This is a genomic window from Anaerovibrio sp. RM50, from assembly GCF_000622005.1.
Classification (GTDB): Bacteria; Bacillota; Negativicutes; order Selenomonadales; family Selenomonadaceae; genus Anaerovibrio.
Genome location: NZ_JHWV01000005.1, coordinates 303,013 through 325,101, shown reverse-complemented (window position 1 = coordinate 325,101; position 22,089 = coordinate 303,013). Strand labels below are relative to the sequence as shown.

The 22,089-nt window shown below is 46.4% G+C and carries 21 protein-coding genes; 2 read left to right on the top strand and 19 right to left on the bottom strand.

Features of this window, described 5'->3' with window-relative positions; all coding sequences use genetic code 11:
• Positions 1-12 precede the first annotated feature (12 nt).
• The 9 genes from T525_RS0103520 to serA form a co-directional block, all read right to left on the bottom strand.
• The gene (locus T525_RS0103520) at positions 13-780 is read right to left on the bottom strand and encodes a G5 and 3D domain-containing protein (RefSeq protein WP_051533372.1); all 768 of its coding nucleotides are present in this window, start codon (positions 778-780) and stop codon (positions 13-15) included.
• Positions 781-962: 182 nt separating this feature from the next.
• Positions 963-1,754 carry a TatD family hydrolase gene (locus T525_RS0103510; protein ID WP_027406069.1) on the bottom strand — a complete coding sequence of 264 codons (792 nt, stop codon included), beginning with the start codon at positions 1,752-1,754 and terminating at the stop codon, positions 963-965.
• A 155-nt stretch (positions 1,755-1,909) separates the two neighbouring features.
• The gene (metG, locus tag T525_RS0103505) at positions 1,910-3,865 is read right to left on the bottom strand and encodes a methionine--tRNA ligase (protein WP_027406068.1); all 1,956 of its coding nucleotides are present in this window, start codon (positions 3,863-3,865) and stop codon (positions 1,910-1,912) included.
• 26 nt (positions 3,866-3,891) lie between these two features.
• Complete coding sequence (gene rsmI, locus T525_RS0103500; RefSeq protein WP_027406067.1) at positions 3,892-4,749, bottom strand: 16S rRNA (cytidine(1402)-2'-O)-methyltransferase; 858 nt, start codon at positions 4,747-4,749, stop codon at positions 3,892-3,894.
• A 32-nt stretch (positions 4,750-4,781) separates the two neighbouring features.
• Positions 4,782-5,555, bottom strand: a complete 774-nt coding sequence (locus T525_RS0103495; RefSeq protein WP_037324951.1) for a tRNA1(Val) (adenine(37)-N6)-methyltransferase — start codon at positions 5,553-5,555, stop codon at positions 4,782-4,784.
• On the bottom strand, positions 5,545-6,372 hold the full coding sequence (locus T525_RS0103490) for a stage 0 sporulation family protein (RefSeq protein WP_027406065.1): 828 nt from the start codon (positions 6,370-6,372) through the stop codon (positions 5,545-5,547). The genes T525_RS0103495 and T525_RS0103490 overlap by 11 nt, the downstream gene beginning before the upstream one ends.
• A 1-nt stretch (position 6,373) precedes the next feature.
• Positions 6,374-7,384 carry a DNA polymerase III subunit delta' gene (gene holB / locus T525_RS0103485; protein ID WP_027406064.1) on the bottom strand — a complete coding sequence of 337 codons (1,011 nt, stop codon included), beginning with the start codon at positions 7,382-7,384 and terminating at the stop codon, positions 6,374-6,376.
• Positions 7,384-7,836 (bottom strand): YaaR family protein, encoded by a 453-nt coding sequence (locus tag T525_RS0103480; RefSeq protein WP_027406063.1) that lies wholly within the window; start codon positions 7,834-7,836, stop codon positions 7,384-7,386. Before T525_RS0103480 ends, holB begins: the two co-directional genes overlap by 1 nt.
• Positions 7,837-7,970: 134 nt before the next feature.
• Positions 7,971-9,551: a phosphoglycerate dehydrogenase gene (gene serA / locus T525_RS0103475; RefSeq protein ID WP_027406062.1), complete on the bottom strand. Its 1,581-nt coding sequence runs from the start codon at positions 9,549-9,551 to the stop codon at positions 7,971-7,973.
• 211 nt (positions 9,552-9,762) lie between these two features.
• On the opposite strand from serA, the gene serC reads away from it, so the two are divergent.
• Positions 9,763-10,854 (top strand): 3-phosphoserine/phosphohydroxythreonine transaminase, encoded by a 1,092-nt coding sequence (gene serC, locus T525_RS0103470; RefSeq protein ID WP_027406061.1) that lies wholly within the window; start codon positions 9,763-9,765, stop codon positions 10,852-10,854.
• Positions 10,855-10,959: 105 nt separating this feature from the next.
• Here serC and T525_RS0103465 read toward each other — a convergent pair whose 3' ends face one another.
• The 6 genes from T525_RS0103465 to T525_RS0103440 all read right to left on the bottom strand — a co-directional run bounded on the left by T525_RS0103465 (position 10,960) and on the right by T525_RS0103440 (position 16,747).
• The gene (locus T525_RS0103465) at positions 10,960-12,636 is read right to left on the bottom strand and encodes a DUF4127 family protein (RefSeq protein ID WP_027406060.1); all 1,677 of its coding nucleotides are present in this window, start codon (positions 12,634-12,636) and stop codon (positions 10,960-10,962) included.
• A gap of 22 nt (positions 12,637-12,658) precedes the next feature.
• Positions 12,659-13,330: a hypothetical protein gene (locus T525_RS0103460; RefSeq protein WP_027406059.1), complete on the bottom strand. Its 672-nt coding sequence runs from the start codon at positions 13,328-13,330 to the stop codon at positions 12,659-12,661.
• A gap of 23 nt (positions 13,331-13,353) precedes the next feature.
• Positions 13,354-14,067 (bottom strand): DUF2225 domain-containing protein, encoded by a 714-nt coding sequence (locus T525_RS0103455; protein ID WP_037324950.1) that lies wholly within the window; start codon positions 14,065-14,067, stop codon positions 13,354-13,356.
• Between the two features lie 42 nt (positions 14,068-14,109).
• On the bottom strand, positions 14,110-14,823 hold the full coding sequence (locus T525_RS14055) for a hypothetical protein (protein ID WP_051533371.1): 714 nt from the start codon (positions 14,821-14,823) through the stop codon (positions 14,110-14,112).
• 79 nt (positions 14,824-14,902) lie between these two features.
• Positions 14,903-15,844, bottom strand: a complete 942-nt coding sequence (gene metA, locus T525_RS0103445) for a homoserine O-succinyltransferase (protein ID WP_027406057.1) — start codon at positions 15,842-15,844, stop codon at positions 14,903-14,905.
• 30 nt (positions 15,845-15,874) lie between these two features.
• Entirely contained in the window at positions 15,875-16,747 is an 873-nt protein-coding gene (locus T525_RS0103440; RefSeq protein ID WP_027406056.1) for a hypothetical protein, read from the bottom strand.
• A 173-nt stretch (positions 16,748-16,920) separates the two neighbouring features.
• Here T525_RS0103440 and T525_RS0103435 point away from each other — a divergent pair, with 173 nt between their 5' ends.
• On the top strand, positions 16,921-17,484 hold the full coding sequence (locus T525_RS0103435; protein WP_027406055.1) for a hypothetical protein: 564 nt from the start codon (positions 16,921-16,923) through the stop codon (positions 17,482-17,484).
• A gap of 131 nt (positions 17,485-17,615) precedes the next feature.
• Here T525_RS0103435 and T525_RS0103430 read toward each other — a convergent pair whose 3' ends face one another.
• From T525_RS0103430 to nirJ1, 4 genes are all read right to left on the bottom strand, one after another.
• Positions 17,616-18,467, bottom strand: coding sequence for a PHP domain-containing protein (locus tag T525_RS0103430; RefSeq protein ID WP_027406054.1), 852 nt, complete (start codon positions 18,465-18,467; stop codon positions 17,616-17,618).
• A gap of 63 nt (positions 18,468-18,530) precedes the next feature.
• Positions 18,531-19,328: an HAD family hydrolase gene (locus tag T525_RS0103425; RefSeq protein ID WP_027406053.1), complete on the bottom strand. Its 798-nt coding sequence runs from the start codon at positions 19,326-19,328 to the stop codon at positions 18,531-18,533.
• A gap of 537 nt (positions 19,329-19,865) precedes the next feature.
• Positions 19,866-20,858 carry a putative heme d1 biosynthesis radical SAM protein NirJ2 gene (nirJ2, locus tag T525_RS0103420; protein WP_027406052.1) on the bottom strand — a complete coding sequence of 331 codons (993 nt, stop codon included), beginning with the start codon at positions 20,856-20,858 and terminating at the stop codon, positions 19,866-19,868.
• Positions 20,858-22,048 (bottom strand): putative heme d1 biosynthesis radical SAM protein NirJ1, encoded by a 1,191-nt coding sequence (nirJ1, locus tag T525_RS0103415; RefSeq protein WP_027406051.1) that lies wholly within the window; start codon positions 22,046-22,048, stop codon positions 20,858-20,860. Before nirJ1 ends, nirJ2 begins: the two co-directional genes overlap by 1 nt.
• Positions 22,049-22,089 lie beyond the last annotated feature (41 nt).

Sequence of the window (22,089 nt, the reverse complement as noted above, 5' to 3'; positions counted from 1 at the left end):
CAATCTCCGGTTTTAGTCTAATATGTACACTTCCACCACACCGCGGCCAAAGTTAATTGCCTCACGGTAAGTATTCATGCACAAGTCTATTCTATTGCCTCGGATAGCTCCGCCAGTATCTGCCGCAATTGCCATTCCATAGCCCGGAATGAACACTCGGGATCCCAGCGGTATCACATTTGGATCGACAGCAATCACTCCATGCTGTGCAACCATGCCGGTAGCAGTTATGCCGCTGCCGCCACCATCGCTTGGAATATATGCTGTAGCTTCCATCGTCAGATGACTCTTGTAAGTCATGGTACCCTGTGGGGTATTTACTGCATTTACCGGAACAACTGGTACATCAGTTACCTTGATGTGCATACCAGCTACAACGTCTGTTTCTCCGGCCTTATCAATCTTATATCTGTTACCTACGTAACCAAGCTCTATCATAATGTCGTCCACAGTAGCATTTGCAGTAATGATTTCCTTCTGCTCTCCCTTGTACTCAACGACAACTGGTACAGCCCGTCTGATGTTGATGACCTCATCGCCATTTTCATCAGCAGTTACTTTGTATATATCCTTTTCATGTCTGGTAACACCAGCCTGGGTAAGGATATTGTCCACAACGTGATATGGAGTGCTCAGCTCAATATGCTGGCCATCCACTGAAATTGTTACATGCCTGTGTGACACAAAACCTGTTACCATGGTCATCACAGCCAGTAAGCCAATGCAAATCAGGAACCGGATATCCCGGATACATCGGACATGAAATTTGTCAAAACTCATTCAATTCCTCCCTTTGTTTTGCAAACATGGTTGTTAGTATATCAGCAAAAAATTGCTTTGTCAAATTTTTAATTTTTCCAATCACCACTTCGGGGGTAATAATATACTCAAAACATGAAAAGAACATGAAAAAACGGCTGAAAAATAACAGCCGTCTCCCACTTTTGTATATTTTTGTCCTCTTAGCCCTGTTCCAGCCTTGGGTACAGGGATATTGCATTAAGTGTAGTTTGCTTTTGAACGGTCTCAAAATCCAGTCCTTTCAATTCAGCTAATTTTTCCGCCACAAACCTCACATAAGCAGGTTCGTTTCTCTTTCCCCGCACTGGCTGAGGGGCCATATACGGGCAATCCGTTTCCACCAAAATCCTTTCCAGGGGAATTTCTTTGACTATTTCCGGCAGTTTTGCCGCATTTTTGAAGGTCAGAGGTCCGTCCACCCCAATATACCAGTCCATTTTCACCAGTTCCCGGGCAATTTCCAGACTTCCCGAAAAACAATGCATCACGCCACGGATACCCCTACCTTCTTTTTTAAGGATTTCCATGGTATCCCCATGGGCATCACGGTTGTGGACGCACACCGGCAGATTCAGTTGTCTGGCAAGATCCAGCTGCTGAATAAATATACGACGCTGAAGGGCTCTTTTTTCCCCATCCTTTTCCCAATAATAATCCAATCCGATTTCACCGATACACACGACTTTTTTATTTTTCGCCCAAATTGCCAATTGGTCAAAATCTCTTTTTCCCATTTCAAAGGCTTCCTCAGGGTGCACCCCTACCCCGGCATAGCAAATATCATACTCTTGGGCCAATTCCAGAACGTATTGGGAAGACTCCATGGTGTCCCCCATATTTATAATACCCCCAATTCCATTCTCAATGGCATTGGTAATAATTTTTCCTCTCTCTTGGTCAAATTTTTCACTATTGATATGGGCGTGGGTGTCAATTAAAATATTTTCTTTCATATATAATAATCTCCAAAAATAATTTTTTAAATTTTTGCGTAAACTTTTCCACTTTAATTACAACGTTTTTTTCGGTATTTTACTAACAATAAAAAAGTTTCCTACTATATGAATATAGGGCTGCCACAAATGCAGCAACCCTACAAAAAACGTTCTTATCTTACAATACTGCCCACCGGCATATCCACAGTTACAACTTCCAGTTCATCACCCTTGGTGGCGGCCAGGATCATGCCCTGGGACTCTACGCCGCGGAGTTTGGCAGGTTTCAGGTTCATTACCAAAATAACCTTTTTACCAATGAGATCACTTATCTCATAATGCTTCGCAATGCCGGATACCACCTGTCTCTTTTCTGCACCGGTATCCACAATGAGCTTAAGAAGCTTATCAGCCTTTGGAACAGGCTCTGCCTCAAGGATTTCCACCACCTGAAGCTTCACCTTGCCAAAATCGTCAATGGTAATGAGACCATCAGCAGATTTTTCGTCCTTGTTCCCAGTCTTCTCAGTCTTTTCCTTCTTAGGCTGCTTTTCCTTCTTTGGAGCCTGGGCCTGAGCCTTATCCTCCGGATCAAGCTCAATACGTGGGAACAGCTGCTGGGCTTCCCCAATGTGCATGCCCGCAGGAGTGCCGCCCCATGCCTTAATATCCTCCAGACGCACGTCCTTAAAGTCACCAGGAATGTTCAGCTGCTGCCATACCTTTTCGGCGGTTACAGGCATATATGGAGAAATCATTACGCTGATAATGCGCATGGACTCAATGAGATTATACATAACATTGGCCAGCTCCTGCTTCTTTGACTCATCTTTGGCCAGAGCCCATGGAGCAGTTTCATCAATATATTTGTTGGCCCTGCCGATAAATGCCCATACAGCCTTTACAGCATTGCTGATTTTCATGTCAGACATGCCTTCCTCAAAGGCCTTTACAGCATTCATGGCATCACTGATAAGGGATTCGTCAATTTCAGAACGTCCCTCGGGAGCAAACACTTCCCCATTCTGGAACTTGCCCACCATATTAAGGCTGCGGTGGAGCAAATTGCCCAGATCATTAGCCAGATCGGAGTTAATACGCTGTACCAGAGCCAGCTCAGAGAAGTTGCCATCCTGCCCCAAAATAATTTCGCGAAGCAGAAAATAACGGATAGCATCAGGACCGTACTTTTCAATGAGCTCAAGAGGATCAATAACGTTGCCCAGGGACTTGGACATCTTGGTGCCGTCCACCACCAGCCAGCCGTGGCCATAAATCTGCTTAGGTAATGGCAAATCCAGGGCCATAAGGATACAAGGCCATATAATGGAGTGGAAGCGGACTATTTCCTTGCCCACCAAATGAACATTGGCTGGCCAGAACTTCTTGAATTTTTCAGGATCATCCAAAAATCCAATTGGGGTAAGATAGTTGGTAAGAGCATCAAACCACACGTAGATAACGTGTTTTTCATCAATAGGAACAGGAATACCCCAGTCAAAGGAGGTACGGGAAATGCACAGATCATCCAGCCCCTGCTTTATGAAATTAATCATTTCATTGCGGCGGGACACAGGCTGGATAAATTCAGGATTATCATCAATGTACTTTAAAATTTTGTCTGCATATCTGGACATTTTAAAGAAATAAGCCTCCTCGGCTACTTCCTTAACAGGTCGTCCACAATCCGGGCAGCAGCCATTTTCATCCAGCTGCAGCTCAGTCCAGAAGCTCTCACATGGGGTGCAGTACAATCCCTTGTAGGAGCCCTTGTAAATATCTCCCTTATCGTAAACACGGCGGAAAATCTCCTGAACTACCTTCTCGTGACGTGGCTGGGTGGTACGGATAAAATCATCATTGGAAATATTCAGCAGCTTCCAGAGATTCTGGAATCCTGCCACGATTTTATCAGTGTATTCAATAGGCTTAATCCCCTCAGCCTCAGCCTTCTCCTGAATCTTCTGGCCATGCTCGTCACTGCCTGTAAGGAAGAACACATCATCACCAGCCAGACGATGGAACCGTGCCACAGCGTCTGCGATTGTGGTGCAGTATGCGTGGCCAATGTGCAGCTTTGCACTTGGATAATAAATTGGGGTAGTTATATAAAAACTCTTGTTGCTCACGAAAGAATTCCTCCTAAACTAATATATCATTTCAACAGCGCCTGATATACATCCCGGCGACTGATACCCAGCTTCTTTGCAGCTTCACGCATGGCCTCCTTGCGTCCCATGCCTTCCGCTTCCAGCTTTGCCACCATTTCCACTGGTGAAAGCTGTTGTTCAGGTTCAGATACAACTTCATTTTCTGTATCAAAGCCCTCTATTATAATAACGAACTCACCCTTGGGATCATGCTCATTATAATACTCTGCCAGTTCCCCAAGAGTACGTCGGTTAAATTCCTCAAAGGTCTTGGTAAGCTCCCGTGCAGTCACTGCCCTGCGATGTGACCCCAATGCCTTAATAAGATCCCCCAGTGTTCCTTTTAAATGATGGGGGGCCTCATAAAAAATCAGGGTCTCAGGACTGCGGGTAATGCGCTCCAGCAGTTCCCGCCGCTTCTTTCCAGTTCTTGGCAAAAAACCATAAAAGGTAAAGGCCGTGGTGTCAAGTCCGGAGCATATAAGGGCAGACAAGGCCGCATTGGCTCCTGGCAAAGGACTCACCTTAATCCCCGCCTCAATGGCCAGCATGGCCAGATGGGCTCCTGGGTCGGAAATCCCCGGCAAGCCAGCATCACTGATACACACAATGGTATCTCCCGCCAGCATTTTCTCCACCAGCTCCGGCCCCTTTTCCAGCTTGTTATGTTCATGATAGCTGGTCAGGGGGGTATGGATATCAAAGTGAGACATCAGCTTGCGTGAATGTCTGGTATCCTCAGCGGCAATAAGATCCGCTTCCCCCAGCAGCCGCACACTTCTGTAGGTCATATCCTCCAGATTGCCGATAGGGGTTGCTGACAAATACAGCATACCTGTTTTATTGTTGCTTTCCTCTGACATAAATGTGTCATTCCTTCATTTGTTCAGGACCTTCAATCCCGCTTCATGTTGTATATACGTAAAATTTCATCAGTGTAGCTGCCGTCCTCCTCATGGACAATGAGAGGAACCTCAGCCTTCATCCCCCCTGGCACCGCCCCCACTATACCTTCAACAAGCATAAGATTGGAGGTTTTGCCTGGCTTGGGCTGTACCATCTGCAGTCTTTTTATCTCTATCTGGTTTTCGTGCATGGCCACAATGATTTCTCCCAGCCGCTCCGGCAGATGCACCATGGCAAACTTGCCACGAAATCTCAGAAGATATCTGGCGGCCTTAACCACGTCATCAAGGGTGGCGGTTATTTCATGTCGCGCCCTTGCCACGCCGTCCTCAGCGCTTAAAGTGCCCTGATTCACGGGACGATATGGAGGATTGGCTATAACACAGTCAAAGGATTCCGGTGGATAAAGCTCCCGGATTTTTCGGTAATCCCCCTGACTGACAGTAATCTTATCCTCCAGATTATTCAGCTTCACATTGCGTCGGGCCAGCTCCGCCATTACGCGATTAAGCTCAAGGCCGTGGATTTCCTTCACCTCATCTGCAATCAAAAGAGGCATTACCCCAGTGCCTGTGCCAAGGTCAAAAACCCGCCAGTTTTTATGATACTTGGGAAAATGGGCAAGAAGCACCGCATCAATGGAAAAGCAGAATTCCTTTGTATTTTGGATTATCTTTCTGCCTCCCAAAAGCAAATCGTCCAGGCGTTCATCAGGCCCCAGCTCTATTTTCATATCGCCAAGGCCTTCCTCATTAAATATCATCTTCGTCCTTCTCGATTACGTCCTCCCAGGATGCAACAATGGTCTTGCTGTTATCCAAAAGAATGGTGGCGGTCCGTCGCTGCTGGTTCAGATTAATAACCTTGCCCTCGCCTTCCGCAGTGATTACCTTACAGCCCTGGGTTGGCGGCTTAACCTTGACACGCTTCTGGGACTTGCCGCAGTAACACTCGTTTTCGTACTTCAGACAACACATGAGACGGCCGCAGATACCGGAAATCTTGGTTGGATTAAGGGACAGATTCTGCTCCTTGGCCATGCGGATAGATACGGGCTCAAATTCACCCAAAAAAGTATGACAGCACAAAGAACGGCCACAGCAGCCAATGCCCCCCATGAGCTTTGCCTCATCCCTTACGCCAATCTGGCGAAGCTCAATACGGGTACGGAATACCGCCGCCAAATCCTTTACCAGTTCTCTGAAGTCAATACGGCCATCAGCGGTAAAGTAGAAAATAATCTTATTTACATCAAAGGTATATTCCACCTGTACCAGCTTCATAGGAAGGCCATGGGCTTTGATTTTCTCCTCGCAGATACCAAAGGCCTCATGCTCCTTATGGCCATTGTCAATAACCTTGTTCTTGTCTGCCTCAGTGGCCTTGCGGAGAACCTCCTTTAACGGAAGTACCACATCGCTGTCAGGCACCTCCCTTGGGCCAATTACAGCTGTGCCATATTCAACACCTCTGGCTGTCTCCACAATAACATCATCATTTGTTTCAATATCCAGTTTTCCCGGACTAAAATAATATATCTTTCCAGCCCGCTTAAAGCGAACACCTACTACTGTCTGCACCTTAATCCTCCAATAACGTTTTAACCTTTATAATAAAGCTCTCCACCATCAGCTGGGGACTTACGCTGTATCTGAGTCTCCCCTGATACTCCCTCACCAGCTTCAGCAAGGCAATGAGCTGATGCTGTGAAAGCTGACCTGTAAGCTTATTTATTCTCGAAATGTCTGTCTGGTTGTAAAGGATAATCTCACTGCCGCTGTAAAGCACCAGCTGATCCCTTATCACCATAGCCAGAAAGCTGAACCATTGCTTCAGCTTATCCTTTTCTTTCTTCCCCAGAGCCCCCAAGCTTTTGCCCTGACTCCACACCATTTCCATGTCCAGTTCATGGCCGGCACAGTTTTCAAAAAATTCCACTGCGCTTTTTTGCAGGGAAGTCCCCTCCTCATCATTAAGGAGAATGGCTTGACGGACACTGCCGTCCGCAAATGTGGCAAGATATCTGGCCTGCTGTTCAGCTACACCCTGCTTTACCAGTACAGAGCTGATATCCTCCGGACTCAGTCCGGCAAATTCCTCCCGCATACAACGGGAAATAATTGTCTCCAGCAGGGCCATTGTGGAATTGGTTACCAAAATAAAATAAATCTCTCCGCCCGGGTCCTCAATGGTCTTTAAAAGGCTGTTGGCCGCCGCATCATTCATGGTCTGGGCATCGTCAATAATCACAGCCCTCACCTTGGACATAATAGGCACCCTGGCAATTTTCCCCTGCATTTCACGGACAGAGCCAATGGTAATAATGCCCTTTTCCTCCGGCTCCACAGTAAAAAAGTCCGGATGTGTCCCGGCTATAAGAGCTTTGCAGGAAGGACATTCACCACAGGCATTGCCATCCACAGGGTGATGACATAAAAGAGTGGCCGCCATAGCTTGGGCAGCCAGCATCTTTCCAATACCATCAATGCCGAAAAAAAGCATGGAGTGGGGTACCATATCTTCCCTGCAAAGGGTTTTCAGGCGTTCAATATTTTGTTTATGGCCTGTAATATTGCTCCAAGAAATATTCATTACATATATAAATCTACCAGCATTCCACGGATGGCATCATGACTGGCCACCACATCAAGCTGATCCGACTGGCCCAGACGGATTTTCTCCGCCATATTCTCCAGCTCAGTATCGATTTTTCTTACTGTAGTGTAAACCTTCTGACGACCCATGCGGTCCCAGCCTGACTGGGTACTTACATCATACATCTGGCTTACCACAGTTCCCACGAAGTTCTTGATGAGGCTGCGATATTCAATGAGCTCATCATAGGTTGGGGTCTTGGTAAGCTTTGCACCCTGTTCATCAATCTGATCAAGAAGTCGCTGCAGCTGCTCATGTGAAGCGCTGCTGCGCTGGTCCTCAAATTCCGAGGAAAAATCAGATTCCATGGCATTAGCTTTTCTGTTGGAGCTGCTGCCCATGGCAGGCATGGTGCCTCTGGTTCCTAAGCCTTCTATTTTCATATCTATCACCTGTTATCCCTAAAAGTAGAAAACATAATTTTAAGCATACATACCTAATCTAATTATAGCTTAGTTTTAGTACTCATGGCAATATAAAACAGGGACTAAGTCCCTTAGTCCCTGCAGAATTTTTTTATTTTTTATTTAAACATGATCATCTTGGCATCGTAAATTTCTTCCATTGAAGTGATGAGCTTCAGCACGTCAGCTGGTACTTCACTGTCCAAAGTAAGAATCATAAGGTTTACATCTTCCTTGGAAGTGGTGGAAACCTGCATGCCGGAAATATTAACACCTGCTGCACCCATAATGGAGCCCACCTGGCCAATAACACCAGGACGGTTGTTGTGAGGGCAAAGGAGCAGACAACGGCGCGGAGCCACATCAACTCTGTTATCATTAATCTGTACGATACGGGCCTTATCGCCAAAGAGGGTACCCATAATGCTTACGCTCTGATTTTTCCCGGCAGTAACGGTTACGGTAACTGTATTGGCAAAACGCTCCGTATTCTTGTTCTTGACCTCGCTGACCTTAATATTGCGCTCCTTGGCCAGGCCTGGGGCATTTACGAAGTTCACCACGTCGTCCAGTTCACTGCTTAAAATACCCTTCAAAACAGCGGTGGTAATCATGCGGGTACTTACATCAGCAATTTCACCGTTGTAGGTCACATCAAGCTTCTTGATGCCGCCCTCCACCAGAGCACGGGCTGCACAGCCAAGACGCTCTGCAAGATCGAAATAAGGTGCAATAACCTGCATTACAGACTTGGAAACAGGAGCCATATTAACAGCAGTCATTACAGGGTCACCCTGAAGGGCTGCTTTGATCCCCTGGGCCACATCCACAGCCACACCCACCTGTGCCTCAACAGTGGAAGCACCCAGATGAGGGGTAACAAAGATGTTCTTTACACCAAGAAGAGGATGGTCCGCAGGAATCGGCTCACTGGTAAATACGTCCACTGCCGCTCCGGCCACCTGTCCATCAAGGACAGCATCACGCAGGTCCTCCTCCACAATAATGCCACCACGGGCACAGTTTATGAGGCGAACCCCCTTCTTCATCTTGTACATTACTTCCTTATTGATCATGCCACGGGTGGAATCAGTAAGAGGCATATGCACGGTGATGAAATCAGACTTGGCTATAACATCATCAAAGGTACCAACCTCAACTCCCATATCCTTGGCACGCTCTTCATTGATATATGGGTCATAGCCAATAACCTTCATCTCGAAGGCCAGGGCTCTCTTGGCCACACCACTGCCGATACGACCCATACCGATAACTCCCAGGGTCTTATCCTTTAATTCCACGCCTGTGTACTGCTTGCGATTCCACTCGCCCTTTTGCAGTGTTTCGTTAGCTATTGGAATATTTCTGGCCATGGACAGCATCATGGCACATGTATGCTCGGTGGCTGCATTTGTATTTCCACCTGGTGAATTAATAACGATTATGCCCCGGGCAGTTGCAGCAGGAACATCAATATTATCCACGCCTACACCGGCACGGCCGATAATCTTTAGATTCGTGGCCGCATCTATAACCTCTGCCGTAACCTTGGAGGCTGAGCGCACGATCAGAGCGTCAAACTCCGGAATAATCTGTAAAAGTTCCTCCGCCGGCAGCTTATCCTTAATTACACATTCAAAATCATCCTTAAGGATATCAACAGCCATCTGGGATACGCCATCTGCAATTAATACTTTCATATTGAGCCTCCTGTTATTATTGAGAATAAATTTTTATATTTATTTCACTACTCTTTACATCATATTTTATTTATTTTAAAAAATCAAGTGTATTCTGGAGCAAAACTTTTTGTAACAAAAGTTTAATCTTTCTTGACCCTTTTCCGAACTCTGATGTAAAATTAAAGATAGACGTTTTAAAAATTTTCTTACATTAATAGGAGGTTGTCCCATGGAAGCAAATCGTATTTATAACTTTAATCCTGGCCCTTCAATGCTGCCCTTGGAGGTATTAAAAGAAGCCCAGGCAGAGTTTTTAAATTTTCAGAACACTGGCATGTCCATATTGGAAATCAGCCATCGTGCCAAGGCCTATGATGATGTTCACAATCAGGCCAAGGCTGACATCAAGGAACTGATGGGCTTAGGTGATGATTATGAAGTATTGTTCATCCAGGGTGGAGCCAGCCTGCAGTTCGACATGATTCCTTTGAATTTTGCCACCAAGGAAAAGCGTGGCAACTACGTTCAGTCCGGCAGCTTTGCCACCAAGGCCTTTAAGGAAGCGCAGATCTTGGGCGTGGGCTATTCAGCAGCCTCCAGCAAGGATGTGGATTACAAGCACATTCCAACCCAGGAGGAGATTAAGATGAGCGATGATGCAGCTTATCTCCATCTCTGCTACAACAATACCATCTATGGCACCGAGTACCATTATATTCCTGAAACCGGGGATGTACCTTTAATTGCAGACATGTCCTCTGATATACTTTCCCGTCCTTTGGACTTCAAGAAATTCAGCTTCATATATGCCGGTGTGCAGAAGAACCTTGGTCCTGCCGGCGTTGTATTGGTAGTAGCAAAGAAGTCCATGCTGGAAAAGAGTCCTGAGACGCTTCCAACTATGCTGCGCTATGACACCTTCTACAACAAGAATTCCCTTTACAACACTCCACCTGCCTTCTGCATTTATATGGTGGGCAAGACAGCAAAATGGATCAAGGCACAGGGTGGTCTTGAGGCTCTTGCCAAGGTCAACAAAAAGAAAGCAGACCTGGTATACGGCGTAATCGATAACAGTAATGGCTTCTACAAGGGCCACGCAGACAAGGACAGCCGCTCCTTCATGAATGTAACCTTCAGACTCCCTAGCGAAGAACTGGAAAAGAAATTTGCAGCTGAGGCTCTGGAAAATGGTCTTAGCGGCGTAAAGGGACACAGAAGTGTAGGTGGTATGAGAACCTCCATCTATAATGCAATGCCTTATGAAGGCTGTGAAAAATTGGCAGACTTTATGGAAAAATTCCAGAAGGCAAATAAGTAATCCCACAACAACATAAACTGCAACAGAACAAGACGCAACAAAATAAGCCAGCTTCCTTCATCTTGGCGAAGGTCGCTGGCTTTTGCCTTGTCTTGTATTGTTATGTCATTTTTCCAGACTGATTTTTGCCTCAAAGAGTCTGTTCCAAGGACTGGTCACCCTTATATGCTTTATAAAATCAGCTTTGCTGGCAGGAAGATTATCCTTGGCGAAGGTATGCATCAGTGAGGTGGCTCTTTGTTCAACCTGTCCCTTGTCTGAACCCAGCTCGGAATAAACGCCCCCCTCCTTAAACCAGGAGAGCTGACGGCTTACCATCTGACGGATATTGGCCTGATACAGCCAATCATCCATATAACGGATAGTAAGCAGTTCATCCTTGTCTTCCTTCTTCATACCCTTGGCCAGCACCCCCTGGGCCAGAGCGAAGCCAATGCTGTTTGTCGGAGTATTCCATCCGGAATATGACTGAAGTTTATACAGCATATCCCTGTCCCGCAATTCCTCCATGAGGGAATTGTCTGATCCGTTTACGAAGGAAATATCAGCCACACCTACTGGCTCACCTCTGTCCATGGCCTTTTCCATATAGGAAACAAAGGTCTTAATATCGGGACGGACTTTCTTTGCATTGCTGAACCAGTTGGCTCCAAGGTTGGCACCATTAGGATTGGTGTTCACCATAAGCAGCAGATCCACATCCGTACCATAATCCACATACTCTCCTCCCAGAAGTTTTACATGGGAGCGCACTGTGGTATCCACTGGCTCATCGGAATAGGCAGGAATCAAATACTTGCCGGTGCCCCAATTATAATCCGCTGTAACTACGGGATGCTTTTTCTCAATCTCATTCACTGCACGGGTCAAAAGCAGCAGGCCCATTTCATCTATGCCCGCAATATTCTGTACCTTGTCAGCTCCCTTTTTCTGGGTATAATCCCTCAGATGGCGGGCCTCCATGTGGGTCTGGGACCAGGCTGCATTATCGTCTCTCCCCAGTACCAGACAATGGAATTTATCTTTGGCAGCCAAATCTATCAGAGCCTCGTTCACACGATAATTCTTGCCACGACGGGTATCCCAGTCCCTGATATAGGCCATGGGAATAAGCTCCTGAAGGAATTCCAGCTCCTTCTGTTCCCTTGAAGAAAGCCCCTTGGCGTCAGCCTTGTCCTTAAGGGCGGTATAGCGGAATATATCATAGCCGTATGGCTTATAATAATCAGGCTCCTGGGAACCGGAATTTTCCCCGGAGGTAGGGGTCCTCATAACGGAGGAAAATACATACATATTGGCATCGTCATGTCGATACTTGTAATCGGAGAAATTAGCCACCCTTTCCTTCAGCTTCCGCTCGGTGATGGAGTGCTTGCGGGAACTTACCAGACTGCCGTAAATCATGCTGTCAGCAGAAATTACTATGGCCTTTATATCAGGCTTCAGCCCCCAGACCTGTCCTCCTGTATGAAAGCGTTTCTTCTCCAGCTGGCTGGGCTTTCTTTTCTCCGTTGTATTCTTTTCCAGCCACATCCAAAGCTTCTCAGGGTCTCCCATATTTTCCTTGGAGCCCAGCAGCTCATCTGGGGGAACAATCACCTCGTAACCCAGCTTTCGGATAGTTTCAGCCGGCATCTCATCTGATACCGGCCGGTTATCATGAGGAATAAATACGATTTTCCCCTTGGAATTATTAACATTTGCCTTCTTCTTGGCTGCCGCATTGTCTGTTGCCACAACCAGACACAGCAGGCATATAAACAACACAAATAATTTTCTCATATTCACTCTTTATCCCAAATCCTCAACGCAACACATTCAATGCCATTTCCCTAACATCATCCGGTACATCCACCTTGGTCTTGACGGTAATGTATCCTTCATGGGGAGTGGCCGACTCAACTCTGAACATATCCAGCAGGCGATGCCCCTTAAGCTCTGTGGTAGCCAGCTCCGTGTTTTCCAGAACAGGCTTTAGGTCCACAGTGACCTTATTGCCCTTGATGGTGGTGGGAATATCCTCAACCTCAATCTTGCCGAAAAGATCCTGTACCATGGAAAGGGACATACGGGAAATGAACCAGGAGGCCAGCCCGTGGTCTTTCAGGGCTCTTTCCTTCACCTTAAAGGTCAAGTGGGAATCCTCGGTGTTGTGGACCATTTCCTCAATTGTTCCGGAAAACTCAACCCGTCCCAGCTTTTTGGTATCGGCCTTAATATCAATCTTCCCGTTTTCATGGGAAGAAACAGTCATGGACTTTACATTGTATTCGTTCTTGCTCAGGCGGTGATCCAAAGCATCATTAATAACGGAATCCGGCACTGAAATACTGCCGTTCATAATATCCATAAGGGATTGATGGCTCCAGGTGTGCTGTATCACCTGCACCACCGGACCATAATCTTCAATAACCTCCGACACCTGAACCCAGTCCACATTGGAAACAGCTTCAATTATCGCTGCTGGTAAATCCATTTTTGGTCATCCTTCATTTTAAGTTATTTTTTGGCAGAAGCTTCCATAGCCTTCTGGAGCTCAGTTTCCTCAGCGCGGATATCCTGCCACAGCTTACGGGCATCATTATACAGCTTGTTATCATTCATCTTTAATGACTTGTCGTTAATCATTCTGCCAAGATACTGGGTACAATGATCCCTATCCCCAAGGCGGTTAAACAGTGTAGCCAACAAATACATAACCGTGTTATCCGAAAGGCTTTCCACCGGATAACGCTCAGTCATTATGGAACGCTCGTAAAGCTGTACGGTCTTTCTGGTCCACTCCATTTCCTGGTCCTTGATGCCCACCGTACGGAATACCCATGCCATACGCAGGGAAAGGCCGGCAATTCTTGAAGGCGGCGCAGAAATGGCCTCAGCGCAATAAATTGCCAGCTGATAGGAAGCAATGGCCTCAGGCAGCCCCCTGGTCTCGGAAAAAACGAAGCGTGCCCGTCTTTCATGAAGGAATTTTGCCAACATATCCCGATGTCTGTCCGGCAACGGGGACAGGAAGTGCTTTTCATCTGCGGCAAAACCGCAATGCTCACAGGCCCAGATGGTGTAGAAATATGGGTTGAAATCACGGTAGTGGTTGCAGTAATCGTCATCTGTCCGTGAAATCATCAGCCTTGATTTTACTTTCACAACTCTGGTTTCCTTGCCGCAAACAGGGCATTTTTTCTCCACCACAAAGGTAAATTCATTTGACATAGTCATCATCCCTCATTTGGTCAGTATACAACAACCAACAACTTATTTCTTTTTCTTGTCTTTTTTCTTATCCTTCTTATCTTTGTCTTCGTCCTTGTTCTGAGCCTCTATGGCAGCCTTCACCCTGTCTGCGCTCTTTTCGTCCAGTTCCTCATTGTCCCTGGCATCATAAGCTTTGTTTTGGGCTCTGTATTCATCCTGTTCTGCCTGCATCTTGGCAAGAAGCTCATCACTGATGTGGCCGTTGCTCCTTATAGCCAGCTTCACCCGATTGCGAAGGGCATAATCAATAATTCTCTTGTAGAAACTGCTGTCAAAGCTTTTTTCTGAAAGCTGATCAAGCTGCACTGTGCGGTCAGGATTATTTACCGCCAGGGTGGTCCAGGTGGAATCGATGAAATCCTGCTGCTTAAAATAAACTGTATTATCCTTAAGGTTAATTACATAATATTCCGCAGCACCCACCAGATCGCTGAACCCCTCTGTGGAATTGCCGTTCCAACGGCGCTTGGCAACCACATCGTCAATCATGAGATAATCATATATCTTCAGTACAGGAACTACCAGCTTATCGTAGTCAAAATTTCCTTCATCATCCTTGCCATAGCAAATTTGCTGGGTGTTAAAGTAATAATCACATCTGGCAGAGGACTGAACCCATTTGAATATTGTCTCGTCCACCTGAGGACTGGCACTGGCCGCAGCAGTCCAAAGAGTGCACAGAATCGCAAATAAAACAACCAAAGATTTTTTCATAACAAAATATGCCTCCATATATACATCTTCAAAAGTTTAATTTAACCCCTTAACATGAAAAACTTATGAAAATACCTCCTTAAACCCGGTCATCTGACGGGGCAAGAGTATCCAGTTCATACGGAGTCTCCTGATATACATAGTAGTTGAGCCAGTTGGCAAAAAGCAAATTGGCCACAGAGCGCCATCTTACAACAGGTGGCTGGGACGGATCATCATCGGGATAATAATTAATCGGCACGTTAACATTTGGCATGCCCGCCGCCATATCCCGATCATACTCGGCCTTCAGTGACAATGGATCATATTCTGCATGACCCGTAATAAAGAACTGACGCTTATCCAGATTGGCAATGGCATAAACCCCGGCCTCCTCGTCGGACTCAGCCATAATAGTAAGCTCCGGAACCTGCTCAATATCCCTCTTGCGTACCTCAGTATGACGGGAATGTGGTACGTAGAACTCATCGTCAAAGCCCCGGAAAAGCCGCTCATTTTCCACGCACAAATGATGCTTGTATACCCCGAAAATCTTCGGAGCCACATCGTACTTTTTGATGCCATAATGGTAATACAGCCCCGCCTGGGCTCCCCAGCAGATGTGGAAGGTAGAATAGGCGTGTGACTTGCTCCACTCCATTATTTCAGCCACTTCCTCCCAGTAAGCCACATCCTCGAAGGGCATCTGCTCCACCGGTGCACCAGTGATAATAAAGCCATCATATTTTTTATGACGAACCTCTGCAAAGGTACCATAAAACTCAGTCAAATAGTCCGTAGTGGTATGGGTAGGCACATAGGACTCAGTATATATAAAATCCACTTCCACCTGAAGAGGTGTATTGCCCAAAAGGCGCAGCAGCTGGGTTTCAGTCACCTGCTTAATGGGCATAAGATTTAAAATTAACAATTTCAGCGGTCGGATATCCTGACTGTAGGCACGGTCAGAATCCATGACGAATATATTCTCACCCTCCAAAATTTTTGTTGCCGGAAGGTTGTTGGGTATCTTAATTGGCACGAAATCACCTCAAAAACATACTATGAAAGCTTACGCTTCATCCAGACTGTAGCGTTTTACCCAGCTTTCATGGGCGCTCTCATAGGCCTTGATGGCATTGAGGGCCTTTTCACTGTTGGTACCATTCTCAATTACGTGGTACATACCATCAGTGGTATTTGTTATATCCTTCCAGCCTGTATTGGCATTCCAGGACATAACCCGAATCACCTTTTCTGTATACATAGGTATATTTATGGCCTTTTTCCGGAAAATAATGCTTTCAACTTCGCTGGCAGAAGTTTTCTTTTCCTGCCATTCCCAGAAAATAATATTCTGTCCCTTAAGGCGCATGGTGGATGTGTCTGCCATGCTGTAAACTACTCCGCCGTCCATAGTGGTATCCTGCCACAGGGAAAGCCAGCGGTCACCGGCCCTGCGGTGCTCGTTTTCTCCCTGTTCAAAGACATGGTCCACAATGTGACAATAGAAATCCTCATCAAACTCCTGGGAATTCATTTCCTTGGGGCGCACAGGACTGTACACCTTTTCCCACAGCTTGTTGTCATCCTTGTCATAAAAGGCCTCACTTAAATAAGCCAGAGTGCGGTTCTGGGGATTTACCTCCACCTCCGCAAGGCTGTAGGCCAGCTGGGCAGGGTCAATATCCTTGATTCCATAATTATCAAGGGTCTCCTGAGCCCCGGCAGAACTATAGGTAGTCTTTGTCCAGGCATTTATCTGAACTGCAATATTGCCAAAGGACCTTAGCACCTGCACCTTATCCGTGGCATAAAATTTGCTGTATTTATCATCGGAAGAAATCCAATACCATTCTGCATTATTATTTGCAGCATACCCCACCGCAAACATCATCATGAGGCTGCACATAAAAACCATGGTGGCTATGAATCGGCGTATCATATATATCACTCCTTAATCATCCTTAAAATTCAAAAAACGAATAAAGAAATAGAAATACTTCAGCACTATACATTTTACCATAAAATAGGATTTTTTTACAGAAAAGCCTTGTAACCTTGTGAGATAATCCCGAATATGGTAAACTTCTTTCAGTAATATAGGGGGTTTTAGCCATGAATTATACAAATTTCCAGGTGGGGGAAAAATTTCCACTGCCTATTCATAATCAGGGAGACGGGGGCCTCTTTCAGATTGATTCCAACGGAGCCATGTTTATCCTGCAGCTAAGTCACACAGACGTAATTGCCACTGAGGCCTTCCGCACAGGGGCCATGGAGCTGGGACTGTTTGAGGCTGAGGGAATCGTATTCTTCCTTTACAAGATTGACGGCATATTCAAGGAGGGCTGGGGTGATTCCCCATTGGGCATCCATCTCCTGCCGCCGGGCATGAAGCCATGTATTGCAGATTTGGATGATCCCGTTATGCACCTTTATCTGGTGGATACCAATTTGCAGATTCTTCTGGCCCAGCGCACCATTACACTGGACCAGTCCTTCCACGAAATGCTTCAGAAAAAGGTTCAGGAGCAGCTGGAAAGCTCAATTTCCCCGGGAGCCTTCGTCACCACCCTCCAGCGGGTTTGGAAAAATCACAGCTCCAAGGACATGAGCGAAAAAGCCCTGATAAAGCAGACTGTGGAAATGAACATCCCCGCCCCGCCGGTTTTGAACTAAATATCGAATTTAAACCAAAATATGGATTTAAGCCCAAAATGCTTAATCAAAATGCGAAAAGCTGCTGCACAAGGAAGCGATATGCTAACGAAGTGCAACAGCTTTTGTTATTGTCGTTTTTATTGTGTCTGTTAACCCAAATCAACAAGTGTACGTTTCCGCTTGTCGAACATTACCCCCTGGGAGTAACCGTAACGGGCAACATATTCTATGGCCTCGTCAATATAACTGCCGCAATCCTCAGGCTTGTGGGCATCAGAGCTGGTTATTATCTGCAGACCGGCCTTGGCTGCCAGCTTCATAAACTTGTAGTAAGGGGTTATTTCCGCAATTGGATAGCGGTAAACTGTGCCCGTATTAACATCAACGCACATATTGGCCTTCTTTAATGCAGCCACTGCCCTTTCCAGATATGGGGTGGCATCAAAATAAGGTATCATGCGGTAAAGGCGTATATTATACGGGTGACCCAGCACATCGTAAAGGCCGCTGGCCACCATGTGCTCAATCTCCTGTGTATAAGCCTCGTAAATTTCATCCAACGAATGATGGTTCCATTCCGCCATAATTTCCTCAGAATCGTAGGCCCAGCCGCGAATGAAATGGATGGAGCCGATAATATAGTCAAAATCGTACTCCTTCAAAATCTCCGCCACCTGCTCCTGATTCTGGAAGTTGCAAACCTCAATGCCGGTTTTAGCATTGTAGCCGGCGGACTTCAGCTTTTCCATAAACTCAAAATAATCATCCAGAGTATGCTTGAACTTGTTTGATTTCAGCCACTGCTGCTGAAATTTCCCCACAAAGGAATCGTCCAAAATAAGGTCATCGTAATAAAGCTGCTTAAACTCCGGAAAGGTGTGGCTGTGCTCAGAGATACCGATTTCATTCAAGCCCCTTTCGGCGGCAGCCTCAAAGAACCCCTTGGCCCAGTCAACGTCATAATCACCTTTTTCAAAATGCATATGATAATCGAATTTCATACACTTTTCTCCTCTACCCCTAGTACACTAAAATCCCCAAATATCTACTTATCTTAAAACCTCTTAAATCAAGCCCTGCTTGATTAATTCCTTGATCTGGTAAATAACGCCATGCTCCACGTTGCTTTTGGTGATGAACCGCGCCACCTTCTTAAGCTCAGGATGCGCATTGTCCATAGCGTAGCTGTAATGCACTGACTGCATCATTTCGTAATCGTTCATGTAGTCCCCAAAGGCGGCGCATTCCTCCGGCTTAAAGCCGAATCTTTCCTGAATGTGTTTAATGGCCCAGCCCTTATTAATGCCAGGATTCAGCACATCCACCCAGTAGTTGCTGCTAAGTGACACCTGCTGCTCCGGCTCAAACTGGGTCAGCACCGGCATAAGATTACGCTCAGCGTCCAGTCCCTCACAGTCCGCAAAGGCCATTTTGACGAATTCGTCCTCCACTTCATCAAAGCTGTCCACGAAAATACTGTGGGTAAAGAAACGGCGGGCCTCATGGATATATGGCTCCCATTCCTTTCTTACGTAGGCATTTTTCTTGCCACAGAGAATGGCGAAGATACGATGCTTGTCCGCCTCTGCAATGACCCGATGCACCAGGTCCATGTCAAGAACGGAGGAACAGATTTCCTTTTCCTTATAGATGTTGAAGGCACCGTTTTCCGACAAAAACATGAACTCATTTTTATATTCACCCATCTGCTCCAGAAGGGCATAATACTGGCGACCGCTGGAAGGGGCAAAGATAACACCGCGCTTCTTCAGCTCTGCCATAATCTCGGGAAATTCCCCGGGCAGCTCACCATTTTCGTCCAGCAATGTGCCATCCATGTCCGAAAAAATAATCTTTATCATAAAATCACCTGTAATACGCACTGTAAGTATAATATATTTTTAATTATAACAGTTAATCACAGTATTTCAATATGCATATAAAATTATGTCATCATCACCGTCAGGGGAAATCTTTTCGGCTTCATCACTTCGTCCAAATCATCATGTACAGTATAAATAGTCTTATACGAAGTACGGCACTGGGTGCAAGCGCCGTGCCTTATATACATCCAGACATAAATATTATGTACTGCCCATGATGAGCCTCCGGCAGGTGGACTACGTTCTTGCAGGCGAAAAGGTTCCCCCTTCCCAATTAATACAGAAACATTTATAAAGAAAGGGCAGGGGCTGATGGCTGTAGCAATTAGGGCATGAGTCGTTAAGAAACTCTTTTGTTCGTACCTAAATATTAGTGGAAAAAATCATTTGTTTGAGCGAAGCGAGTTATGATTTTTTTATATCATCGAACAAAAAGTTTTAGACTCATGACCGACGCTACAGACAGTAGTCCCTGCCCTTTACGATGTCTCCTGACATTGATGTGGTCTTAAGATTTTATCCTTTGCGGCCGTGATACAGGCACCATGGCTCCTCTGCCATATAGTCCCCATCATGATAATATGCAGCCCTTGCCCGGCAACCACCGCAGGACTTCTTGAAGCTGCACTCACCGCAGCCCCCCTTGTACTCCAAAGTACGCAGGGTATTCAAAACCTCGTTGTTCTTCCATATCTCGTCAAATGGGGTCTCCCGAACATCCCCCAGCTCCATGTTAAGATATGCACATGGCTGAACCTTGCCCCGTGGACTGATGATGCAGTATGCCGTGCCTGCCAGACAGCCCCGGCGGAAGCGGGTCTTCACCCCCATCTGGGCCGCAATACGCATAAACTGCGGGGCACATGTAGGCTTCAGTTCTATGTCAACCTCAGTTTGTTTTTTCATAATGCGGGTAAGGGTTTCCTCGTACTGTTCTGCCCGCAGGGACTCAGCCTCAATTGTCTTGGCACGGCCCGTTGGCACAAGGAAGAAGAAATGGTGGGCCACAGCCCCCTCTGCCACGGCAAAATCAGTAATTGCCTCCAATTCATGGTTGTTCCAGTCCATTACAGTTGTATGTATCTGAAATGGCAGTCCCACGGTACGGCAGTTGCGCATGCCCTGAACAGCACCTTCCCAGGCCCCCTCAAACTTACGGAACTCATTGTGCTTCTTCTTGTCCATGGAATCAAGGGAAATCCCCATGCCCATGGCTCCTGCTTCTTTCAGCTTCCGGGCCATTTCCAGAGTTATCAGAGTACCATTGGTACCAAATACACTGCGAAGGCCCAGAGATGTGGCATATTCCACCAGCTCAAGAATATCCGGACGGGTGAGGGGTTCACCGCCGGAAAATATCATTATTTTAAAGCCTGCTCTGGCGATCTGATCAAGCAGTGTCTTGGCTTCCGCTGTGGAAAGCTCCTCCTCCGCCTTGCAGCCCGCCTCACGATAGCAGTGGTCACAAAACATATTGCAGGCATTTGTAACATTCCAGGAAACTATCATTATTCATTACCTCCGCCAAGGCCTATTTCTTCATCAGTAAGGTAGCAGGCCGGATCGGACTCCCAGAAATCACCGGTTCTGGCCTCAGCACGGGTTCTGAAATTGCCGTTGCAGTTATCAAGAAACTTGCACTTGCTGCATCTTCCCTTTAAGAGCTGTTTTCTGTCCTTAAGACCAGCCATTATTGGATTGGTGGTATCTGTCCAAATTTCGCTGAACTTTCTGTCCCGCACATTGCCAAAGGTATGGTGCTGGGTGAACTGGTCCGGATGGACATAGCCAAATGGATCCACCTCACCAAAGGCAATGCCGGAGCGGTTGCCTCCGTTCATGGAAATGAATTCCTTTATCTGGGCAGCCAGCTTGTCATCCCCTGCAGCCAAGGCCTTTAAGTACATATAAACACCATCACAGTGGTTATCTACAGTGAGGATTTCCTTCTCCAGACCTCTTTCCTCAAAATCCCTGGTACGGCGGATAATGGTATCCATGGCCCTGCGGGATTCCTCAGGAGTCACATCCTCGTCCATCATGGCATTGCCACGGCCGGAATAAACCAGATGATAGAAGCATACGCGATTAATATTTTCCCGCTCAATAAAGTCAAAAATATTATCCAGCTCCTGAATATTGTGATGATTAATGGTAAAGCGAAGGCCCACACGCTGGCCCACAGCCACGCAGTTCTGAATGCCCGCCATGGCCTTCTCGTAGGCACCATCAACACCACGGAACTTGTCGTTTACATCCTTTAAACCATCCAGGGAAATCCCCACATAGCCCACGCCAATATCCTTTATGCGCCGGGCCACTTCACGGGTTATAAGGGTACCGTTGGTGGAAAGGGTTGGGCGTACCCCCTTCTTCTGGGCGTATTCTGCCAGTTCAAAGAAATCCGGGCGAATCAACGGCTCACCACCGGAAAAGAGAAGTACAGGCACCTTAAAGTCCGCCAAATCGTCGATAAAACTCTTGGCTTCCTCAGTGGTAAGCTCGTTCTGGTACTTTTTGTTATCGGAGCTCATGTAGCAATGACGGCATTTTAAATTGCAGGTCTTGGTGGAATTCCACACCACCACAGGCCCCATGCCCTCACCGGCACCATTTTTCTGGGCGTGGGCACTCCTGGTATACCTTAAAGAATCCCCATAGTACTCTCTTTTAAACAACAACTTCGTAACACTAATCATCTTAAAATCACCTAAATATAACCCTATATAAAAAATAAATC